This window comes from Streptomyces sp. NPDC047000 (assembly GCF_040644295.1).
Lineage (GTDB): Bacteria > Actinomycetota > Actinomycetes > Streptomycetales > Streptomycetaceae > Streptomyces.
On the sequence record NZ_JBEYWE010000002.1, the window covers coordinates 539337 to 560452 of the forward strand.

General features: G+C 72.5%; 19 protein-coding genes. All 19 read left to right on the plus strand.

Going from position 1 to position 21116, the window contains the following annotated elements; genetic code table 11:
- Positions 1-146: 146 nt before the first annotated feature.
- The 19 genes from ABZ862_RS05750 to ABZ862_RS05840 all read left to right on the plus strand — a co-directional run bounded on the left by ABZ862_RS05750 (position 147) and on the right by ABZ862_RS05840 (position 21107).
- Positions 147-3407, plus strand: a complete 3261-nt coding sequence (locus tag ABZ862_RS05750) for an AAA family ATPase (protein WP_360952760.1) — start codon at positions 147-149, stop codon at positions 3405-3407.
- On the plus strand, positions 3388-4686 hold the full coding sequence (locus ABZ862_RS05755) for a hypothetical protein (protein WP_360952763.1): 1299 nt from the start codon (positions 3388-3390) through the stop codon (positions 4684-4686). Before ABZ862_RS05750 ends, ABZ862_RS05755 begins: the two co-directional genes overlap by 20 nt.
- Before the next feature lie 573 nt (positions 4687-5259).
- Positions 5260-5853: a DUF4255 domain-containing protein gene (locus tag ABZ862_RS05760; RefSeq protein ID WP_360952766.1), complete on the plus strand. Its 594-nt coding sequence runs from the start codon at positions 5260-5262 to the stop codon at positions 5851-5853.
- Positions 5854-5872: 19 nt separating this feature from the next.
- Complete coding sequence (locus tag ABZ862_RS05765; RefSeq protein WP_360952769.1) at positions 5873-7078, plus strand: phage tail sheath subtilisin-like domain-containing protein; 1206 nt, start codon at positions 5873-5875, stop codon at positions 7076-7078.
- Positions 7079-7097: 19 nt separating this feature from the next.
- Entirely contained in the window at positions 7098-8246 is a 1149-nt protein-coding gene (locus ABZ862_RS05770; protein ID WP_360952772.1) for a phage tail sheath subtilisin-like domain-containing protein, read from the plus strand.
- Between the two features lie 34 nt (positions 8247-8280).
- Positions 8281-8718, plus strand: a complete 438-nt coding sequence (locus tag ABZ862_RS05775) for a phage tail protein (RefSeq protein WP_360952775.1) — start codon at positions 8281-8283, stop codon at positions 8716-8718.
- On the plus strand, positions 8709-9095 hold the full coding sequence (locus ABZ862_RS05780) for a hypothetical protein (protein ID WP_360952778.1): 387 nt from the start codon (positions 8709-8711) through the stop codon (positions 9093-9095). The genes ABZ862_RS05775 and ABZ862_RS05780 overlap by 10 nt, the downstream gene beginning before the upstream one ends.
- On the plus strand, positions 9092-9271 hold the full coding sequence (locus tag ABZ862_RS05785; protein ID WP_360952781.1) for a DUF6760 family protein: 180 nt from the start codon (positions 9092-9094) through the stop codon (positions 9269-9271). The genes ABZ862_RS05780 and ABZ862_RS05785 overlap by 4 nt, the downstream gene beginning before the upstream one ends.
- Positions 9268-9810 carry a phage tail protein gene (locus ABZ862_RS05790; protein WP_360952784.1) on the plus strand — a complete coding sequence of 181 codons (543 nt, stop codon included), beginning with the start codon at positions 9268-9270 and terminating at the stop codon, positions 9808-9810. Before ABZ862_RS05785 ends, ABZ862_RS05790 begins: the two co-directional genes overlap by 4 nt.
- A gap of 13 nt (positions 9811-9823) precedes the next feature.
- Positions 9824-11074 carry a hypothetical protein gene (locus ABZ862_RS05795; protein WP_360952787.1) on the plus strand — a complete coding sequence of 417 codons (1251 nt, stop codon included), beginning with the start codon at positions 9824-9826 and terminating at the stop codon, positions 11072-11074.
- Positions 11071-11847, plus strand: a complete 777-nt coding sequence (locus ABZ862_RS05800; protein ID WP_360952790.1) for a LysM peptidoglycan-binding domain-containing protein — start codon at positions 11071-11073, stop codon at positions 11845-11847. Before ABZ862_RS05795 ends, ABZ862_RS05800 begins: the two co-directional genes overlap by 4 nt.
- A 12-nt stretch (positions 11848-11859) precedes the next feature.
- Positions 11860-12921 (plus strand): contractile injection system protein, VgrG/Pvc8 family, encoded by a 1062-nt coding sequence (locus ABZ862_RS05805; protein ID WP_360952793.1) that lies wholly within the window; start codon positions 11860-11862, stop codon positions 12919-12921.
- On the plus strand, positions 12918-13562 hold the full coding sequence (locus tag ABZ862_RS05810; RefSeq protein WP_360952796.1) for a phage baseplate assembly protein V: 645 nt from the start codon (positions 12918-12920) through the stop codon (positions 13560-13562). The genes ABZ862_RS05805 and ABZ862_RS05810 overlap by 4 nt, the downstream gene beginning before the upstream one ends.
- Positions 13562-13975 carry a PAAR domain-containing protein gene (locus ABZ862_RS05815; RefSeq protein ID WP_360952799.1) on the plus strand — a complete coding sequence of 138 codons (414 nt, stop codon included), beginning with the start codon at positions 13562-13564 and terminating at the stop codon, positions 13973-13975. Before ABZ862_RS05810 ends, ABZ862_RS05815 begins: the two co-directional genes overlap by 1 nt.
- Positions 13972-14376, plus strand: a complete 405-nt coding sequence (locus ABZ862_RS05820; protein ID WP_360952802.1) for a GPW/gp25 family protein — start codon at positions 13972-13974, stop codon at positions 14374-14376. Before ABZ862_RS05815 ends, ABZ862_RS05820 begins: the two co-directional genes overlap by 4 nt.
- Complete coding sequence (locus tag ABZ862_RS05825; RefSeq protein ID WP_360952805.1) at positions 14373-17903, plus strand: putative baseplate assembly protein; 3531 nt, start codon at positions 14373-14375, stop codon at positions 17901-17903. The genes ABZ862_RS05820 and ABZ862_RS05825 overlap by 4 nt, the downstream gene beginning before the upstream one ends.
- 8 nt (positions 17904-17911) lie before the next feature.
- Positions 17912-18886, plus strand: coding sequence for a baseplate J/gp47 family protein (locus tag ABZ862_RS05830; RefSeq protein WP_360952808.1), 975 nt, complete (start codon positions 17912-17914; stop codon positions 18884-18886).
- Positions 18883-19509 carry a phage tail protein gene (locus tag ABZ862_RS05835; protein ID WP_360952811.1) on the plus strand — a complete coding sequence of 209 codons (627 nt, stop codon included), beginning with the start codon at positions 18883-18885 and terminating at the stop codon, positions 19507-19509. The genes ABZ862_RS05830 and ABZ862_RS05835 overlap by 4 nt, the downstream gene beginning before the upstream one ends.
- A 29-nt stretch (positions 19510-19538) precedes the next feature.
- The gene (locus tag ABZ862_RS05840; RefSeq protein WP_360952814.1) at positions 19539-21107 is read left to right on the plus strand and encodes a hypothetical protein; all 1569 of its coding nucleotides are present in this window, start codon (positions 19539-19541) and stop codon (positions 21105-21107) included.
- Positions 21108-21116 lie beyond the last annotated feature (9 nt).

A 21116-nucleotide genomic window follows, 5' to 3' on the forward strand; every position in this document is an offset into this window, starting at 1 on the left:
TTCTCAACCTGCGCGGAAGGTGTGAAGAGCTGCGGTATTTTTCGACGGGCACTCAACTCTATTGATGTGCAGAGGCGTTGTCTGCGACGCACCTGTTCCCGCGTCGTGTGCGGGCGCTGTCCGAACGCCGGCTGGGGGAGACCGGCGTGGTTCGAGGGGGATATGTGGTGCACGGCATACAGGCGAGGCTCTTCGGCGAGGTCTCGTTCCAGCGGGGTGGCCGGCCCCTGGTCACTCCGCCCGGCAAGGCTCTTGAACTCCTCTGCTGCCTGCTCGTCCACCACGACCGGGTGCACACCCGTGAAATGATCTGCGAGCTGCTGTGGCCGGGCACCGAACCCGGCACGGCCCGGAAGTACCTGCGGCAGACCCTGTGGCGGCTCAACACGGCCGTACAGAACCGCTCGGCCGGACAGGCCGCGGCGGACGAACTCGTCGTGGTCGATCCCGGTGGCATCAGCATCAACCCCGCCGCGTCCTGCTGGCTGGACGTGGACGTGTTCGACGAGCGATACGCGGCCGTGCGTGACACGCCGGGAGTCGCGCTCTCCGACGGCCAGGCCGAGGAGGTCGAGGGCGCGCTCGACCTGTACCGGGGGGACCTGCTCGCCACGTCGTACTACGACTGGTGCGACCACGAGCGGGACCGATTGCGGCACGCCCGTCTGACGATGCTGGACCAGCTGATGGGACACTGCGAGGCACGCGGACTCTACGCCAAGGGCGTCGGCTTCGGGCAGGAGGTGCTCCGCCACGACGCCGCCCGGGAGCACACCCACCGGCAGTTGATGCGGCTGCACTACGCGGCGGGCGACCGCACGGCCGCGCTGCGCCAGTACGAGCAGTGCACATCGGTGGTGCACGAGGAGTTCGGGGTGGGGCCGTCGGCGGACACGACGGTCCTCTACGAGCGGATCCGGGCCGACCGGGCCGAGGACGTCCTGCTGGTGTCCGCACGGGCGGGGGCAGCCGCACCACAGGTGTACGCGGTGCGCGGCGCGGCGGGCCCCGGCGATCCCCGCCGGCAGAGCGGCCCTGTTCCCCTGGACACCGTCCCGGTACAGAGGACCTCGTCGCCCGCCGAGACCGTGCCGGCCGGCTCCTCCCGGTTACCTTCGTCCGGCGCGTCCGGCGTGTCCGGCACGGTGCCGGAGGGCGCGCCGGATCCGACGCGGGGACCGGCCGGGGACCACGGGGACGAGGGACACGACACCATGAGCGGTCCGGGCTACGACGGCTCCGCACAGCACCTGACGGCCGAACTCGCCCGTCTCGACGTACTGCTGGGCAGACAGGTCCGGCGCGCCCGGTACCAGGCCCGTCGTGAGAGCGCCGACGGACTCTCCGCGCTGTTCGTCACGGACACCGAGGTGGACGCGCTGCTGGACGGCACGCACGGCGGACCGCCCGCGGACGGCGACGGAGGCGGCCCGGAGCTGGACAGGCTGTCGGAGGAGATCGCCGAACGCGTGACGCGGAGCGTGCAGGACGGGGTGCGGCTGCGGCTGGTCGAGCTGGCCGGGATGTTCGGCCTGCACCCCTTCGACATCGAGATCGTCGTCATGTGCCTGGCTCCCGAGATCGACCGCCGCTACGAGCGGCTGTACGGCTATCTGCACGACGACATGACCCGGCGGCTGCCGACGATCGGCCTCGTCCTCGACACGGTCTGCGCCGACCGCGCGGAGCAGACCGCCGCACGGACCCGGTTCGCGCCGTCGGCGCCGCTGGTCGAGCACGGTCTCGTCGTCCTCACCGAGGAGTCCACCGCGGACACGCCCTCCGTGCTCGGCCGCGCCGTCCGGCTGGACCCGCGGATCGCGGGTTTCCTGCTGGAGGACGACGAGCCGGCCGGGCCGCTGCGGCCCTACGCACGGCTCGTGCACCCGCACGTCACGCTGGACGAGCTGTGTCTGCCCCCGGAGCTGGACGCGTCACTGGCGGGGCTCAGCGAGTACGCCGACGACAGTCTGGTCGTGTACTGCCAGGGCCCCTACGGCGTCGGCAGGCAGAGCGCGGCGTCCGTCTGTTCCGCGCACTGGCAGGCGCCGCTGCTGGCGGTGTCCGCGGATCTGCTCGCCCAGCGCCCGGCAGAGGAGTTCGACGCCCTGGTCCGGTCCGTCGACCGGGAGGCGCGGCTCCAGGGCGCGATCATGTACTGGGAGAACACCGACGCCCTCCTCGACGAGAAGGGGCGTTCCCGGCTGGCGTCGCTGCTGTCCGTGCTGGCGGCCCATCCCGCGCCGGCGTTCCTGGCCGGCAGCGTCAGGTGGGAACCGTCCGGGGTTCCGCGGGGCATGACCTTCGTCCGGCTGGAGTTCCCGGCGCCCGGCCATGCCGAGCGGATCCGTCTCTGGGAGACCGCGCTCGGCACGGCGGACCGGTCGGCGCTCGATCTCGCCGCGCTCGCCGGGAGGTTCCGGCTGACCGGCGGCCAGATCCGGGACGCCGTGGTGACCGGACGCAATCTGGCGCACGCCCGGGCGCCCGGGGCGCCCCGGATCACCCAGGACGACCTGTACGCGGCGTGCCGTCTGCAGTCCAACCGCGGACTGGCCGAGCTGGCCCAGCGGATCACACCCCACTACGGCTGGGACGACATCGTGCTGCCCGCCGACCGGATGGAGCAGCTGAGGGAGACCGCCGATCAGGTGCGTTATCGGGCCCTGGTGTACGAGTCCTGGGGCTTCGAACGGAAACTGGCCAACGGGCGGGGGCTGGCCGTACTGTTCGCCGGGCCGTCCGGCACCGGCAAGACCATGGCGGCCGACGTCCTGGCCCACGAACTCGGCCTGGACCTCTACAAGATCGACCTCTCGACCGTGGTGAGCAAGTACATCGGCGAGACCGAGAAGAACCTGTCCCGCATCTTCGCCGAGGCCGCCACCAGCAACGCCGTGCTGTTCTTCGACGAGGCCGACGCCCTGTTCGGAAAACGCTCCCAGGTGCGTGACGCGCGTGACCGGTACGCCAATCTGGAGACCAGCTATCTGCTGCAGCGGATGGAACAGCACGAGGGGGTGGTCGTGCTGGCCACCAACCTGCGCAAGAACCTCGACGACGCCTTCGTCCGTCGTCTGCACGTCACCATCGACTTCCCCGTTCCCGGTGCCGAGGACCGCCGCCGTATCTGGGAGCAGATCTGGCCCGCCGAGACTCCCCTGGACGGGGGGCTCGACCTGGATCTCCTCGCCCGCCGGATCGACCTGCCCGGAGGAAACATCCGCAACATCGCCCTCGCCGGCGCGTTCCTCGCCGCCGCGGACGGCGGCACGGTCACCATGGAGCACCTGCTCCGGGCCACGCGACGCGAGTACCAGAAGATGGGCAAGATCCTGGCCGCCGGAGAGTTCGAATCCGGCGCCACGACCGGAAAGGACGCTTCGCGTGCGTATCCCCCAGCGTGATGTCACCCCCGCGCGGAAGGCGGCCACCGCCGCCCCGGCCCCGGCGCCGCAGACGCACCGGCCCGCGGATCCGCGGGCCGCGCTGCTCCTCCTGCACCGCACGTACGGCAACCGCCGCGCAGGCGAGGCCGTACGGGGGACGCGCGCCGGTGGCCCGGTCGCCGTACCGCCCGCCCGGTCGCCGGGCCGGGGCCCGGTCGGCACGGCACAGGTGCCGGAGCGGAAGGCCGCCCCGGGGAAGGAACGGCGCGGACGCGGTGGACCGGCACCGTCCGAGAAGGGCGTTGCCGTGTTCGCCGGCCGGGCCGGTCTCGGCGGCGCGAGCCCGGCCGGTACCCGCGGTGGTGCGTCCTCGGACGCCGTGGCCCGCTCCAGCGGGCAGGGCGCCGGAGCGCGGTTCTCGGGCGGGGGCTTCCGCGCGGCCGAGAGAAGGGCGCGGTTCACGACGACGGACGCCCCGGCGGCGCGCGGCGGGAACCGACGGCGTGGCGCGGACGGCCAGGCCGGCGCGGCGGACGACAGGGTCACGTTCACGTCCACCGACGTGAGTTTCACGGTGCCCGCCGGGCCCATCGACGGGAGGCTGAAGCCACGGACGCTGGCGTTGGGCGTGCAGGGCTTCAAGAGCCAGATGGGCGGCGGCTTCACGGCCAGGGGGACGGTCACGGCAGAGGGGCCGGCCGACCGCGTCGCCGGCTACACGGTCGGGTTCGTCCAGACCGTCTTCAAGTCGGCCAGGAAGTTCTATTACAGCCCGTCCGTCCCGGACTCCGGGAACCAGCGCAAGCTGTATACGGACTTCGTCCCGGGCGTGCCCGTCAGAGACGGGGCCGGGGAGGAAGGACCGTGGTCCAACCCTGGTCCCAGGCCGTACCTCGAAGCCAGGTTCGACCGCCAGTCCCCGAGCGAGAAGACGACCCTGACGCAGGACACACCGACCACGTTCGCCAACTGGACGGTGGGGGAGGGCCGGGACCAGCAGGAACTGGTCGGGACCGGCGGTGAGGACCAGTTCCGGACCTGGCTCGCGGTGCACAACGCGGGCACGGGCCGGACGGTCCTGCTCGACTACGTCGACTGGCGGATCGGATACCGGACCGACATCAGGTACAACGACCAGGACCCCTCGAACAGCGTCGTGAGGCCGGACCGGTCCAGCGGCGCCCGGATCACGAAACGCGGGGCAGGAAGCGGCGGAGGGCGACGGCCCCGCCTGGACGGTCGGACCGCCAACGACGTCCACGAGAAGAGGTGGACCACATGGCGCTGGCGGTGGTGACGGCTGCCGGTGCCCCCACGGCGTGTCCCCGAACCGGCGGTGTTCCCACGGCGTGTCCCCGAACCGGCGGTGGTCCCGCTGCCGGGCCGGCCGGGGCCTGCCGGGCCGACGGGAAGGCGGCCGGCCGCCGTTCGTGAGCTTTTCCACCGCCGGACGGCCCGGCCCCGGGACCACCGGGGCTGAGACCGCGCCCCTCCCGTCGTCCCACCGGGGCGGCACACCGACGGCCGCCGTGCAGCCGACCGGTCGGATCACGGCGAGTCCGCCGGCGGCGGCCGGGAGCCCGGGCGGTCTGTGACCCTCGGCGGTCCGCGGCGACGGCGGACACACGCCTCCCACGGGCCCGAGCGTCCGGGCGGTCCGAAGCACCGTCGGACAAACCGCCGCGAGGTGCCCGGGGCCGCCGTCGGGCGGTGTCCTTGTCCGGCGGCGACCCTGGGCGGCCCGGCGGCCACCCTGCGGCGGCCCGGCGGCGGAACCGAGTCGCCGCGGAAGACGCCCCGGCAGACACCCGTGGGACGGGCGTCGCGTACAACTCTCCTCGAAGCGGCCGGCACCGACGGAGGAGGGGCGATGTTCCAGGACCTGGACACCACGCTCGCCGCTCTCGTGGAGGCCGAGTTGCCGCTGCCGGGGGTCGCCGTCAGCTTCGCCACCCCCGACGACCAGTTCCCGCCGTCCGGCGTCACTCTGCCCGCGGTCGCCTTCTTCCTCTACGACGTGCGGGAGAACCACGAACTGCGCACCAACCAGTGGGAGACCACCCGGCAGACGTCCGGGATGATCACCCAGAAGCGCGCGCCGGCCCGGGTGCTGTGCTCCTACCTGATCACCGCCTGGCCCAACGAGAGCGCGCCCAGTCCCGCACAGGACGAGCACCGCATGCTCGGTGAGGTGATGAAGGTGCTGCTGCGCCACCGGGAGATTCCGCGGCAGTATCTGCGCGGCGAACTGGCCGGGCAGGAGCCCCCGTTGCCGGCACGGGTCACCGCCGAGAGCCGGTTGCAGGGCATCGGCGAGTTCTGGCAGGCCATGGGCGGACGCCCGAAGGCCACCCTGCACTACGGCGTCACGCTCAGCGTCGACGTCTTCACATCCACCGACGTCGGCCCCGAGGTGACCGGGACGGCCGTCCGGGTCGGCCTGGGCGTGGACCACGAGTCATGACAAGGGGGAGTACCCGCACATGCCGCAATACCTCGCACCGGGTGTCTATGTCGAAGAGGTCCCCTCGGCGATCAAACCGATCGCCGGTGCGGGAACCAGCACCGCGGGTTTCGTGGGCGTCGTCGACGACACGGTCACGATGCCGCTGCTCCCGGGCCGTTCGGGCCTGAAGACCGACGGGACCCCCGAGCCCGCCGACTTCGCCACCCCGGCCCTCGCGGGCGTGGCACAACTGGTGGACGGCTGGGAGACGTTCAGGAACCTGTTCGGCGACATCCAGCCGGGCAACAGCACGCTCGCCCACGCGGTCTACGGTTTCTTCAACAACGGCGGCGGCCGGTGCTGGGTCACCCGGGTCGCGCCCGGCGAGGACGCGGACCGCACGGACGCGAGCCTGATCGCCGCGCTGGAGACCTTCACCGTGATCGACGAGATCGCCCTGGTCGCGATCCCCGGCGCGGTGAGCGACGCGGTGCAGGGCGCGATCCTCGACCACTGCGAGAACCCGTACCTCCAGGACCGTTTCGCGATCCTCGACGGCCGGCGGACCACCGTGCTGACCAAGGCGGCGATCCAGGGCGGGACCCGCGACAGCAGCTACGGGGCGATCTACTACCCGTGGATCGACGTCGGAGCCGAGGACGCGGACGGCAACCCGGTCTACCAGCCGCCCAGCGGCCACCTCGCCGGGGTCTACGCCAGGGTCGACACCGAGCGCGGTGTGCACAAGGCGCCCGCCAACGAGGTGATCCGAGGCGCTCTGGGCCTGGAGACACTCGTCGGCAGACAGGGGCAGGCCGGTCTCAACCCCGACGGCATCGATGTGATCCGCAGGTTCGACGGCAGCGTCACCGTCTGGGGCGCCCGCACGATGGCGGGCGCGGCACAGCCCGAGTGGCGCTACATCAGCTCCCGCAGACTCTTCAACTTCCTGCGCGAGTCCGTCGACGAGGGCACCCGGTGGGCGGTCTTCGAGCCGAACGCGCCGGAACTCTGGTCGAAGATCCGCCGCAACGTCGGAGCCTTCCTGACCACCGTGTGGTCGTCCGGCGCCCTCCTGGGCAACACCCCGGAACAGGCGTTCTACGTGCGCTGCGACGAGACCGTCAACCCCGAGGCGGTCCGGGAGGCCGGCCAGCTCGTGGTCGAGATCGGTGTGGCGCTGGTGCGCCCGGCCGAGTTCGTGGTGTTCCGGATCAGCCAGTGGGCCGGCGGGGTCCAGTAGCCCCTTGCCGGACGAGACCATGACTCAGCAACCGCCTCCGGGCGTGATCCGCGAGGACGTCTTCCCGCCGTCGCCGCCGAGTTTCCTCACCGGGGTGCCCGCCTTCCTCGGCCGCACGGCCGGCGGACCGATCACGCCGCAACGGCTGACGCTGTGGCCGCAGTTCGAGGCAGCCTACGGCGGGAACCCGGTCGGCTTCCTGGCCGACGCGGTCCGGGGCTTCTTCGACAACGGAGGCATCGTGTGCCACGTCGTGCCGCTCGACGAGTCGAAGCCGCCCGGCACGGCGCTGGAAGCCGCGCTGGACGCGCTGGACGGCCTGGAGGACGACGTCGATCTCGTCTGTGCCCCCGACATCGTCACGGCCGCGCCCTGGCCGGTGAACGGCGCACCGGGACCGGTGCTCACCCAGCAGCGGGCGCTCCTGCGGCACTGCCGGGAACACGGTGGCCGGTTCGCCCTGCTCGACGGTGTGCCCACGGCCGACCCGGCGGTGGTCACGGCCCAGTGCGCGGCGCTGACCGGCACCGACGGCGCTTTCGGAGCCCTCTACCACCCGTGGCTGTGGGTGCCCGGGGGCAACGGGGAGATGCGTCTGCAGCCGCCGTCCGGGCACGTGGCGGGCGGGTACGCGGCCGGCGATCAGCGGTCCGGTGTGCACCGGGCGCCGGCCAACGCCGTGGTGGAGGGCGTCCTCGATCTCCAGACGGACATCGCCGCGGCCGATGTGGGCACGCTCTACGGACAGGGCGTCAACTGCCTGCGGGCGCTGCCCGGCAGGGGTGTCCGTGTCTGGGGCGCGCGGACCCTCGCCGTGGATCCGGCCTGGCGGGACGTGACCGCGCGGCGCCTGGTCGGCACCATCGGCCGGTGGGTCGAGCGGTTCATGACCGGCCTGGTCCACGAGCCGAACGACATACGGCTCTGGATACGGATCATGCGGGAACTCACCGCCTATCTCGACGGACTGTTCCAGCGTGGCGCACTGAAGGGCCGTACCGCGGCCGAGGCGTTCTTCGTCAAGTGCGACCACGAGACCAATCCCCCGGCGGCCGTCGAGGCCGGGATCGTGGTGACGCAGATCGGTGTGGCACCGACCGCGCCCGCCGAGTTCGTGACCGTACGGGTCATCCACGGGGCGAGCGGTGTGACGGTCGACGCGGCGTGAACGTTTTCGGCAGGAACGAGAAGGAGGTGCGGTTGTGGACAGGGTCGACCCCTATGCCGGTTACAACTTCGCGGTGGAGCTAGACGGTATGACCCGGGCCGGTTTCCGGGAGTGTTCCGGGCTGGACAGCAGCCAGCAGGCCAGTGAATACCGTGAGGGCACGGACGCGAACCTGGCCCATCGGAAGATCCCCGGTCTGAACACGTACGGCGACATCACGCTCAGCCGCGGTGTGACGAACGACAGCAAGCTGTGGGAATGGCGGGAGAGGGTGATGAAGGGCACCGTGGAACGGCACAACGTGTCGATCACCCTGCTCGACCAGCACGGCAGCCCCAGGGTGACCTGGAACCTGTTCGAGTGCTGGCCGAAGTCGTGGTCCGGGCCGAGCCTGAACGCCACCAGCGACGAGATCGCCGTCGAGCGGCTCATCCTCGCCTGTGAACGGATCGAGGTCGACCAGTGGAACTAGCGGGCACCGCCCAGGCTCGCCGGACCGAGTTCCCGTTCACCCTGCCGCACGGCCTGGTCGCACCGGACGGCACGGTGCACCGCGAGGGCACCATGCGGATGTCGACCGCGCTGGACGAGATCGAGCCGATCAAGGACCCCAGGGTCCGGTCGAATCCCGGTTACCTGGTCATCATCCTGCTGACCCGGGTGATCACACGGCTCGGCGCCCTGGAACACATCAACACCCACACGGTGGAGAACCTGTACTCGGGCGATCTGGCCTATCTGCAGGACTTCTACCAGCGCATCAACGTCAACGGGCACCCCCGGCTCCAGGTGGACTGTCCGCACTGCAGCGGGACGTTCGAAGTGGAGCCCCCCGCGCCGGGGGGATGACGCGCTACTCCCTCGACCGGCTGCACGAGGAAGTAGCGTACGTGGCCTATCACTTCCACTGGCCCTATCACGACATCATGCAGCTCGACCACCACGAACGTCAGCGCTGGGTAGCCGAGATCGCCCGTATCAACGAGCGGCTCGATGAACAGGGAGGGACAGGGATGCGCCGATGACATCGACCGGGATCCCGCTCGGACTGAGCTGGGCACCCGCCGCCGTGGGCAACTGGACCGGGCTGCGCCTGCCGGACCCGTTCCCCGCCTTCAACTTCGCGGTCGAGATCGAGGGCCTGCTGGTCGGCGGCTTCACCGAGGTCAGCGGACTGGAGAGCCGGATCGAGACGGAGCCCTACCGGGAGGGCGGCGTCAACGACTTCGTGCACCAGCTCCCCGGCGTGGCCAGCCCCTCGCACCTGGTGCTGCGGCACGGGCTGAGCGCGATCAGCGAGCTTTGGAACTGGTACGACAACACCGCACGCGGTGTCGTCCGGCGTAAGAACGGCACGATCGCCCTGCTCGACCGGCGCCGGATCCCGGTGATGTGGTGGAACTTCCGCAACGCGCTGCCCGTGGCCTGGACCGGACCGACCTTCCACGCCGGCAGCGACGAGGTCGGCTTCGAGGCCCTGGAACTGGTGCACGAGGGCCTGACCAAGCCGTTGCTGGGCCAGGCCCTCGCCCTGGGCCAGGGCATCGCCGAGACGGCCCGCTGACAGGAAGAACGAGATGCAGGACGACACGGACCTCGACCCGGCGCTGGTGCGCCGGCTGTCGCGGCGGGCGCTGCGCCCCGGGGTGACCGACCCCGGCCAGGGCCGGGCGGTACTCGCCCGGCACGGCGGTATGACGGCCGGGCTCCCGCTCGCCGAACTGGCCTCCCGGTATGTCGTCCCCGAGTCGTACGCCGCCTCGGCGGTGCCTGTCGTGTACGCGCGGTCCGCCGGGCAGCGGCCTCCCGCGGCCGGTCCGGCCCCGTCGGCGCCGGCCGGGTCCCGGCCGGTCGTCCCGGCACGTCCCGCGCCGCAGGCCCCGGACGGACCGGCCGCGTCCCGCCCGGCACCCGCCGCCGCCGGGGTGCGCCCCGGCACACCGGCGGATTCCGGCGCCCGCGGCCCGGCACCGCGCACTCCGGCGGCACCGGGCACGACGGGTGAGACGCCCGGGGACGGGCGCGGGACCGCGGTCTCCCCGGCGTCCCGTACGGGACCCGGGCCGTGGCCGGGCCCTTCCGCGCCCGTCACGGTGGCGGAGCCCCATGGCCGGCGGGCGGCGGCCCCGGACACCGGGCGCGTCCCCGGCCGCCCGCTGCCGGGCCGCGCGGTTTCCGGGGCGCCGCAGATGCCGTTCGCCACCGGCCGCACGACGGCGCCCCGCCCCCCGGAGCCCCGGCCCGCTCCCTCCGGCCCGCAGCCGTCCGGCCCGTCGGCGGCCGGTCCGGTGCTCCGTCCGTCGCCCGCCGATTCCGGCCGCCCCGCACCGGCCGACTCCGCACCGGCCGCTCCGGCCGTCCCGCAGCCGGCCCCTCCCGTGTCGTTCCCGGCCGTGGCCGCGCGCCCCGCGCCGGTCCGGTACTCCAGGGCCCCCGGTGCGCCGCGGCCGGCCGGGACGGCTCCGGCCGAGGCGGTCCTCGCACGGCAGCCGCAGACCCGGCCGGTGGGACCCATGCCGCTGCACGGGACCGGGGCCGGTGCGCCGGCGGCGGTCACCCCCGGCCGTCCCGCACCCGGTGTTTCCGGGGGGCCGGCGGACGGCGTGCCCACGGGGCCGCCGGCCCCGGGCCCGGCACGGACCGGGTCCCCCGTGGCCGCCGGGCGCCCCGGCCCGGCAGGGCATCCCACCCGCACCGGGCACGGCACCGGGCGGCCGGACACGGCGCAGGCCGCCGCGGTGGACCTCGGACGTCTCACGGACCAGGTACAGCGGCGGATCGCCCAGCGGATGGCCGTCGAGGCGGAACGCCGAGGAGGAAACCGATGACCTTCAACAAGGCGGCCCTGGCGAGCACCCTGCTCGGTGCCGGGCCGGGCGGCGGCGGCCTGCAGAAGCTGACCATCTCGCACGACGGGGCCGACTGCGCCGAGAACGGCCCGATCGAGGCGCTGTTCAACCCGTACGAGATCAGCAGGTCGCGGTCGGTCGTCTGGGAGGCGCCCGACCAGGCATGGGGTTCGTGGACGTGGGGCGGCCTGCAGCACGAGTTCGGGACCGTGGAACCCGCGACGCTCTCCGTCGTTCTGTTCTTCGACACCTACGAGTCGAGGGCCCAGGCATCGGCCTGGTCCCGGGTGACCTCGTTCGTGACCCCGGCCAACCCGTTCCAGACCGGCGACTCGACCGATGTCACCGCGCTGACCGGCCGGGTGGCCCTGCTGGCCGAGGTCGACACCGAACTGCACCGCCCGCCCCAGTGCACGCTCTCCTGGGGCAGTTTCTCCGAGATCTTCACCGGGGTGCTCACCCAGCTCGACGAGCGCTTCACGATGTTCCTGGCCGACGGCACACCGGTACGGGCCACGGTCTCCTGCACCTTCGTCGAGTCGCTCACCGACGCGCAGCTCAGGGAACGGGAGCTGCACTCGGCCGACGTGGACAAGACATGGACGGTCCGGCGCAACGACACCCTGCACGGCATCGCCGCCGCGGAGTACGGCGACCCGCGCCTGTGGCGGCACATCGCGGCGGCCAACGGCATCGTCAACCCGCGGAACCTGACCCCGGGCACGGTCCTGACCGTCCCCCGGCTGGCCTGAGGGGAGGACGGGATGACGAACACCTCCGGAGCGGTGCCGGATCTCGACATCCGGTGCGACGGCGTGCGCCTGCCGCCGCAGGCCCGCCTCGACGTCGAATCGGTGACCGTGCTGGACGATCTCGACGCGCTCAGCATGTTCACCGTGACACTGCGCAACTGGGACGCCGAGCGGCTGGCGGTCTCCTGGTCGGACTCCGCGCTGTTCGCCGTCGGCACCGAGGTGCGGATCTCGCTCGGGTACCTCGGCGACCTGCACCCGGTGATGACGGGGGAGATCACCAGCCTGGAGCCCGCCTTCACCAGCGGCCGGCTGCCGCGGCTGACCGTCCGCGGCTACGACCACCGGCACCGGCTGGCCCGCGGCCGGCGCACCCGGACCTTCACCCGCACCAAAGACAGCGCCATCGCCGGCCGGCTGGCCCGGGAGGCAGGGCTGCGTGCCGAGGTCACCGACACCCGGACGGACCTCGACTACGTGGTGCAGAACAACCAGACCGACCTGGAGTTCCTCCGCGGACGCGCCCGGCTGATCGGCTACGAGGTGTACGTGCAGGACAAGGTGCTGTACTTCCGGCCACCGCGGCACGGCCGTCCGCCGGCGGCGACCCTGCGCGTCGGCGACGAGATATCCGAGTTCACACCCAGGCTGCGCACCCTTGCGCAAGCGGGTGCGGTGTCTGTGCGGGGCTGGGACATGACACAGAAGAAGGCCGTCGTCGTCACCGCGGCCGCCGGGCAGGAGACCACGCTCATGGGCGGCAGCGTGACCGGCCCCCGAGCGGTCGAGCGGGCGTTCGGCAGGGCGGTGTCGGTCAGGACCGGGCTGCCGGCGCCCGACCAGGACCGCGCCGACCGGATGGCCCGGGGCCAGTTCGACGAACTGGCGCTCGCCTATGTCACCGGCGAGGCCCAGTGCGCGGGACGCCCCCAGCTGCGTGCCGGGGAGGTGGTCGGGATCCAGGGCGCGGGGACCCGCTTCAGCGGCGCCTACTACCTCACCTCGGTCAGCCACTCGGTGACCGCGGACGAGGGCTACCGAACCGGTCTCCAGCTACGGAGGAACGCCACATGACGGAGTTCTTCGGCCCCCCGGCGGACCCCGGGCACGACCGGGACGACGGACGGTTCGCCGGGGTGGCGATCGGCCTCGTCACCAACAACCGGGATCCGGACGGGTTCGGCCGGGTCAAGGTGACGCTGCCCTGGCTCGCGGACGACGCCGAGACCGACTGGGCCCGGGTCGCGGTGCCGATGGCCGGCGCCGGCCGCGGCTTCACCTTCCTGCCCGAGGTCGGCGACGAGGTCCTCGTGGCCTTCGAGCACGGGAACCCGGAGGTCCCCTACGTCGTCGGCGCGCTGTGGAACGGCAAGGACCGGCCACCGGTCACCAACGCCGACGGCCGCAACGACACCCGGGCGATCACCTCCCGCAGCGGGCACGTGGTCCGGCTGGTCGACACCGACGGGGACGAACGGATCGAGATCGTCGACGGGAGCGCCGCGAACAGCATCGTGATCAGCACGAGGGACGACCGGGTCACGATCACCGCGGGCGCGGACATCGTCATCTCCGCGGGCGGGAGACTGCGGCTCAGCGGCAACGGGGTCGAGATCGACTCGGGGGACGGCGTGAGCGTGCGGGCCGAGTCCGCGCTCACGGCCACGTCGGGCGGACAGCTCGACATCAAGGGCCGCCAGGTCAACATCAACTAATGGGGGAGGACACCATGGGGCAGTTCGCCGCGAAACAGGGTGACCTGGTGACGGCCGTCGACATCCACATCGTCATGGTGCCCGGGCCGACGGGACCGGTGCCCACGCCGCTGCCGCACCCGTTCAACGGGGTCATCGGCGAAGGGCTGAGCGGCGACGTCACCATCATGGGCAAGCCGGCCGCGGTGGCGGGCTCCACGGCCGCGAACAGCCCGGCGCACCTGCCCGCCGCGCCGGGCACCTCGTTCCAGAGGCAGCCGTCGAACGAGGCCGTCCTGAAGGGCGGCAGCACCACGGTGAAGATCAACGGAAAACCCGCGATCAGGGCCGGTGACCGTGCCACCACCTGCAACGATCCGCAGGACCTTCCGAACGGCACAGTGGTGGCCACGGGCACGGTGACGATCGGGTGACCGGCGTGACGGACAGCGGCTTCCTCGGCACCGGCTGGGCGTTCCCGGTCGGCCCCGACCCCGAACAGGGCGGCATCCGGCTCACCGCCGGCGGTACGGAGGCGATCCGCCAGTCGATCTGGCTGATCCTCGGCACCGCGCCCGGTGAGCGCGTGATGCGACCGGACTTCGGCTGCGGCATCCACGACGCCGTCTTCGACATCAACGACGCGAGCACCGCCGGACGCGTCAGCCGGTCGGTGCGTGAGGCGCTGACCCGCTGGGAGCCCCGGATCGACGTTCTGGACGTCTACGCCGCGCCCGATCCCGAGGAGCGCCACCGGCTCCTCATCGAGATCAACTACCGGGTGCGGTCGAGCAACAGCCGCTTCAATCTCGTCTACCCCTTCTACGTCGTATGACCGGACAGTCCCCGCCCATCGACCCCCGCGACCGTGCTGCCCTGGCGGCGCAGACCACCGCGCTCGCGACCCGGTACAGCGGCTGGCAGCCGCCCGCCGACGGAACGGCGGACCCGGGCCAGGCCCTGATCGGGGTCTTCGCCCGCTTCGCCGAACTCGTGGTGCAGCGGCTCAACCGGGTGCCGGAGCGCGACTACCTCGCGTTCCTGAACCTCATCGGGACCCAGCAGGCGCCTCCGCTGCCGGCGCGTGTGCCGCTCACCTTCCGGCTGGCCGAGCGGAGCGTGACCGACGCGCTGGTCCCGGTCGGAACCCAGATCGCCGCGGCCCCGCTGGACAGCGACGACGAAGAGGTCGTCTTCGAGACCGAGACGGACCTGGTGGTGACCCGGGCCCGGCTGCTGAGCGTCGTCGTGGACGACGCCCCGCACGACAGCTGGGCCGACCACGGCGCCGAGGCGACCGGAGACCTGGACGAACCGTTCACCGTGTTCACCGGCGACCGGCCCATGCCCCACCTCCTCCACCTGGCCTGCGACCCGGTCCTGACCGCCGAGGGCACCAAGGACGTCACACTGACCCTGGCCACACCCGACGGCGCGCTTCTCGGCAGCTGGCCGGTCTCCTGGACCTACTGGGACGGCACCCGGTGGCAGCCGGCCCAGGCCCGCACCGGCTTCGGGGACGGCACCTGGACGGTGACCCTCACCGGCCTGCCGCCACTGCCCCGTCACGACGTCGGCGGCATCTCGGCGGGCTGGCTGCGCGCCCAGCTCGACATGCCCATGCCGCATGGGCGGGCCGGGCTGCCGCCCGGCGCGGTCGCCACCGGCCGCCGGGCCCCCCAGGACGGTGCCGCCGGGCTGTTCCCGTTCGGGGAGACCGAACAGGGCCAGTGGTTCTATCTCAGCGCCGGCACCTCGGCGGCGGTCCGGGGCGCCACCCTCCGGCTCGCCGTCGCGCTGGCCCGCCCCGGGACCGTCGCGGACCCGGCGGCCCCTGTGAGGCTGGCATGGTCGTACAAGGACGGCGACGAGTGGAGGCCGCTCGGGGGGTCCGCCACGTCCGAGGAGACGTCCGGCACCGGCGGTCTGCGGGACGGCACGCTGGCCCTGACCCGGGACGGCGAGATCAGTTTCCGGGTCCCTGACGACTGGCCCGCCGAACTGTTCCAGGACCGCTCCGGCCACTGGCTCAGGGCCGGGATCGTCCAGGACGGCGCCGTCTACGCGGTCCTGCCGCAACTGGCGTCGCTCACCACGGGGTTCGACTGGGGCCTGCCCACCGTCACCGGTATCGAGGTGCGTACGCCGACCGAACCGGAACCGGTGCCGTCGCCCGCCGCCTTCGCGGGCACCACCCCGCTGGACCTGACACGGGACTTCCACCCCTTCGGCGAGCAGCCCCGCTTCAACGACACCTGCTACCTGGCCTGCCCCGGGAGTCTGGTCCGGCCGGGCGCGGACCTCAGCCTCCACGTGGTCCTCACCAACGGCCCGGACGGCCCGGTCCCCCCGGTACGCACCGAAGGGAACCCGCGGATCGTCTGGGAGGCCTGGAACGGCACCGTGTGGCACCCCGTGACGGTCGGCGACCCGGACTACGACCTCACCACCGACGCCACCCTCCTGTTCACCCCGCCCGACGGCTTCACACGTGTCGCGGTGGGCGGCGCGGAGGAGTACTGGCTGCGCGTCCGGCTGACCGGCGGTGACTACGGGACCGCGGCTCACTACACCAGGAACGACGACGGCACCTACGAACTGACCGACGCCACGTTCGCACCGCCGGTCGTCAAGACCCTGTCCTGGAGCTCACCCGGGCTGACGGCGCCCCTCCCGGCTCAGGCCTGTGTCACGGACAACGGCTTCGCCCTCGTCACCCATCACCCGGACCCCGGCGGAGCGTGGGCGGTCACCCCGTTCACCCCGCACCCGGAGCCGGACCCGGCTCTCTACCTCGGCTTCGACCAGCCGTTCGACACCCGGCCGGTGACGCTCTACCTCCAGGTCGAACCGCCGGAACCGGAAGAAGTGGCGGCCGACCGGCTCGCAGGGACCGGCCTCACCGACCGGGCCGGCCTGATCTGGGAGTACAGCGGCGCGGGCGGCTGGCAGCCGCTGGCCGCGGCCGACGAGACCGCCGCCCTGGCCGAACGGGGCACGGTGCGGTTCGTCGCACCCGCCGACCTCACCGCCGAGGAACACTTCGGCCGCAGCCGGTGCTGGCTGCGGCTCCGCCTGCGGCACGGCACCTTCCCCGTTCCGCCACGGCTGCGCCGCATCCTGCCGAACACGACCTGGGCGACCCAGGCCGTCACCGTCACCGACGAGATCCTCGGGTCGGGCACCGCCGAGGCCGGCCAGCGGCTGACCACCGCGCAGAACCCGGTTCTGGACGGCCAGCGGCTCATGGTCCGCGAACCGGAGCGCCCGCCGGCGGACGAGGAGGCCGAACTGAACGGTGCCGGGGGTGCCGACGCCGTGAGTGCCGTCGAGGACTCCGAAGAAGTCTGGGTCCGGTGGCAGGAGGTCACCGACTTCCACCGCTCCGGCCCCCTCGACCGCCACTACACCGTCGACCGCCGGACCGGCGAGATCACCTTCGGCGACGGCCGGGCGGGGAGGACGGTGCCCCGGGGCAGCAACAACGTCCGCCTCACCTACCGCACCGGCGGCGGCGAGGCGGGCAACCGTGCCGCGGGCACCGTGGTGACGCTGAAGTCCGCCGTTCCCTCCGTCGACTCGGTCACGCACCATGAGCCGTCCTCCGGCGGCTCCGCGTGGGAGCCGCTCGACCGGGTGCGCGTCAGGGGGCCGAGGGCCCTGCGCCACCGTGACCGGGCCGTCACCGCCGAGGATTTCGAGGACCTGGCCTTCGAGTCCTCGGCGGAGGTGGCACGGGTCCGGGCGGTGCCGCCGGCCTTCGACCCGTTCGACCTCTGGCTCGATCCGGCGGGTCCCCGGCCCGGAGACGCCCACCGGGCGGTGGCGGACGCCGGCCGGGTCGGGGTCGTGGTGGTCCCCTCCTCGGGCGAGTCCCGGCCGGTCCCCGGGCTGGGCCTGCTGCGCCGGGTCGAGGAGTACCTGCGGGCCCGGTGCAGTCCGGCCACCGCGTTCTGGGTGTCCGGACCCGAATGGATCGAGACGACCGTGACCACGACGGTGGTGGCGTCCTCCCCGGAGACCGCCGGGCCGGTCGGCGGACTGGTCGCGCAAGCCCTGGAACGCTTCCTGCACCCGCTGACCGGAGGCCCCGAGGGCGCCGGATGGGACTTCGGCCGCCGGCCGCACCGGTCGGACCTGTACGCGGTGATCGGGGCCGTCGACGGGGTCGGCCATGTCGCCGCGCTCACGATGGCCCAGGAACCCCTCTCCGACGCACTCGCCGACCGGCTGCGAGACGTACTGGACCGTTCCCTGGCACAGCTCGCCGCGGAGCCCCCGGCCGCCGACCTGGCCCGGTGGCTGGAGCGCTCGCTGGTCTGCTCCGGCCGTCATCAGATCACCGTGATCCTGGAAGCGTGAGGAGTTCCGTGCCGATTCCGCTGCCGAGCCTCGACGACCACGACTTCGACGACCTGGTCCAGGAGGCGCGGGCGCTCGTCCCCGTCCTGCTGCCGGAGTGGACCGACCACAATCCCGGCGACCCGGGCATCGTCCTCGTCGAGTTGCTGGCCTGGCTGACCGAGATGCAGCTCTACCAGGTCGACCAGCTGTCGCCGAGTCACACCCTCGCCTTTCTGCGGCTGCTCGGCGGCCCCCGGTGGACGCCACCGGACGGCGGCGATCTCGACACGGCCGTGCGCCGGAGCGTGGCGGTGCTGCACGAGCGCCACCGGGCCGCGACCGCGGACGACTACGAGTACCTGGTCCGCGCGACCTGGCCCGGACAGCCAGAGGCGGCCGGGCTGCCCGGGATCCGGCGGGTGCGGTGCGTGCCCGGCCGCGACCTGGCCGGTGCCGACCCGGCCGCGGCGGCCCCCGCACACGTCAGCGTCGTCGTGGTGCCCGAGCCGGCCGGTCCGGCGGACACCCACCCGCTGCCCCCCGAGACACTGACCGCCGCGCTGCACGAGTTCCTCGAACCGCGGCGGATCCTGACCGTCCGCCACCATGTGGTCGGTCCGGAGTACGCGGACATCGGGATCTCGGCGGATCTCGCGCTGCGCGAGGACGCTGTTCCGGAGGAGGCACTGGCCGACGCACGGGACAGGCTGCGCGCCTACTGCGATCCGCTCACCGGCGGCAGGTCCGGTGACGGCCGGCCCTTCGGACAGAGCGTGTACGTGTCGGAGGTGTACACGGTGCTCGAACAGGCGCCCCTGGTCGACTACATCGAGAACGTCCGCCTCACCCCCGCCGTCACGGGCGGTGCCATCGGCGCCGCCCCGGACGCCGCCGGCCTCACGCTGGACGCCCACCAGCTGGTGCGCCTGGCCCGGGTGGACCTGACGGGCTACGACAGCTACGGCAGGGCCCACCCCTCCACCTGGGAGCTGCCGGAGTGAGCCGCTATCTCGACCACCTGCCGGCGGTGTTCCGGCAGGACCCGTTCGCCGGCCGGTTCCTGCTGGCGTTCGAAGCCGTACTGACCGGCCGCGACGACGTCGAGGGCCTCGAACAGCTCGTCGATCGCTCCGCCGACTGGATCGACCCGCTGACCACCGGGGAGGATTTTCTGCCGTGGCTCGCCGGGTGGGTGGCGCTGAGCCTGCGGGCGGACTGGGACACGGAGACCAAGCGAGGCTTCATCCGGGAGGTCGTGCCGCTGTACCAGCAGCGGGGAACCCTGGCCGGACTGCGCCGGATCCTGGAGATCTATCTGCGGCCGCTGGACGACGCGGTGACCCGGGACGACGTGGTGGTCCTCGACACCTTCGAGACACCGGCCCACTACTTCCAGGTCCAGCTGACCCTGAGCGACGCCGACCCCGCACGTCTGCGGCGGGTGCAGGAGACGGCCCGGGCGATCATCGACCGGGAGAAGCCCGCTCACACCTTCTACGCGCTCAAGGTCGTGGTGCCCACCATGCGGCTGGTCTCCGAGGAGCTGCGCGAACGTGAAGGCGGCGTACCGGAGTTGCTCATCCTCGGCCGGAACACCGTGCTCGGCACGCGTGACCCGGCCTGACATCCGTCCCGAACCCCGGAGGAAGCCCGATGGCGGACTACAGCCAACCCGACGTCGTACCGAAGCGTGTCCGCTTCTTCGACGGGCAGTTCCTGCAGGACCAGGACTTCGTCGACGAGCAGAAGTTCCACCTCGACCGCGAGCGCAGACAGAGCAGGCTGCTGAGGCTCAGCGGCGTCAGCGCGGGGCTGGCGGTGAGCGCCGACAGGCCGTTCCGGATCGTCGTGACCGCCGGCATGGCGGTGGACCCGCTGGGCCGCCACCTGGTCCTCGCCGCCGACACGACGGTGCCGCTCGGCGAGGCCTTCGCCGGCCGGCAGGACATCGAGGTCTATCTCGTCCACCGGGAGACCGCGACGGACGTCGCGCAGACCGGCGGGGCGAGCGAGCGCCGCTGGGACGAGAGCCCCAAGATCGTGGTGATCGATCCGGACGGCACCACCGCGGTCGTCCCCGACGGCGCCTCGCCCGACCTGGACTCCCCGGTGCTGCTCGCCCGGCTCGCGGTGGCCGGCAACGGCCAGGCGGTGGCCGACCTCACCGCCGCGTCGCGTATCAGTCTCTCGGTCGACGGCGCGCTCGGCGTCGGTACCGCCGCGCCCGTGCGGGACCTGGAGATCGGTGACTTCGGTCCGAAGGACCGGCACCTGACGTTCAAGGTGGCCGGCGGAGCCTCGTTCCGCAGCGGCATCCAGCTGTGGGCCGGGGCCGAGAACGAAGGCTACTCCCTGGAGTACGACCAGCGCCCGGTGGCGGGACGGGGGCTGCACGTCAGGACCCACGGTTCCACCGAACCGGAAGGCACGACCCGGCTCTTCGTCGCCCCCGCCGGTGACATCGGCATCGGTACGACCGCCCCGGCGAACGACGGCGGCTGGGGCCGGGTGGTGGACGTGGTGGGGGCCGGGAGCAGCAAGCTGTCGGTGCGGACCGGGAGTGTCGAGGGGGGTGTGCTGGCGCACGACGGGGGTGTGTTCGGCGCGGCGCCGGGGCTGGTGGTGGGTACCGTCTCGGCCAGTCCGCTGACCCTGGCCACCGGTGGGGCGGCCCGGGTCGCCGTGACCGCCGCCGGTCATGTGGGCATCGGCAGCGCCGGCTCCCCGTCCTCGGTGACCGTGACGGCCGAGGACAACCATCTGCAGCTGCGCCGGGAGAGGATCCCGGCCGACGCGGACAGCAGATACCTCTTCCTGGAACTGTTCCAGAGCGACAGCAAGCCACCGGTGTATCCGGCCACGTCGTTCAACATCCGGTTCCATCACGCCAACGCCTTCTGGTACCGGCTCGAAGCCACCGCGAACGGCTTCCACTTCAAGAAGGGGGACATGACGGCGGACGACTACGGCGACATCAGGGCGGCGAGGGTCACGGCCTCGGAACTGAACGTCGGCGGGGTCGTCGTCGGCGAGGCCGAACTCGCCGTGCTGAAGAAGCTCGCCGCGGGAGAACTCGCTGTCGACATCTACAGTCCCCGCACCGGCGGATACGCCTACTCCGCCGACGACCATGTCACGAGTTCCGACCCCAAACGGTACGTCTACAGCACGGGCACCGCGTCGGAGGACTACCGGCGCTGGATCATCAGGACACCGCGATGACCGCGAACC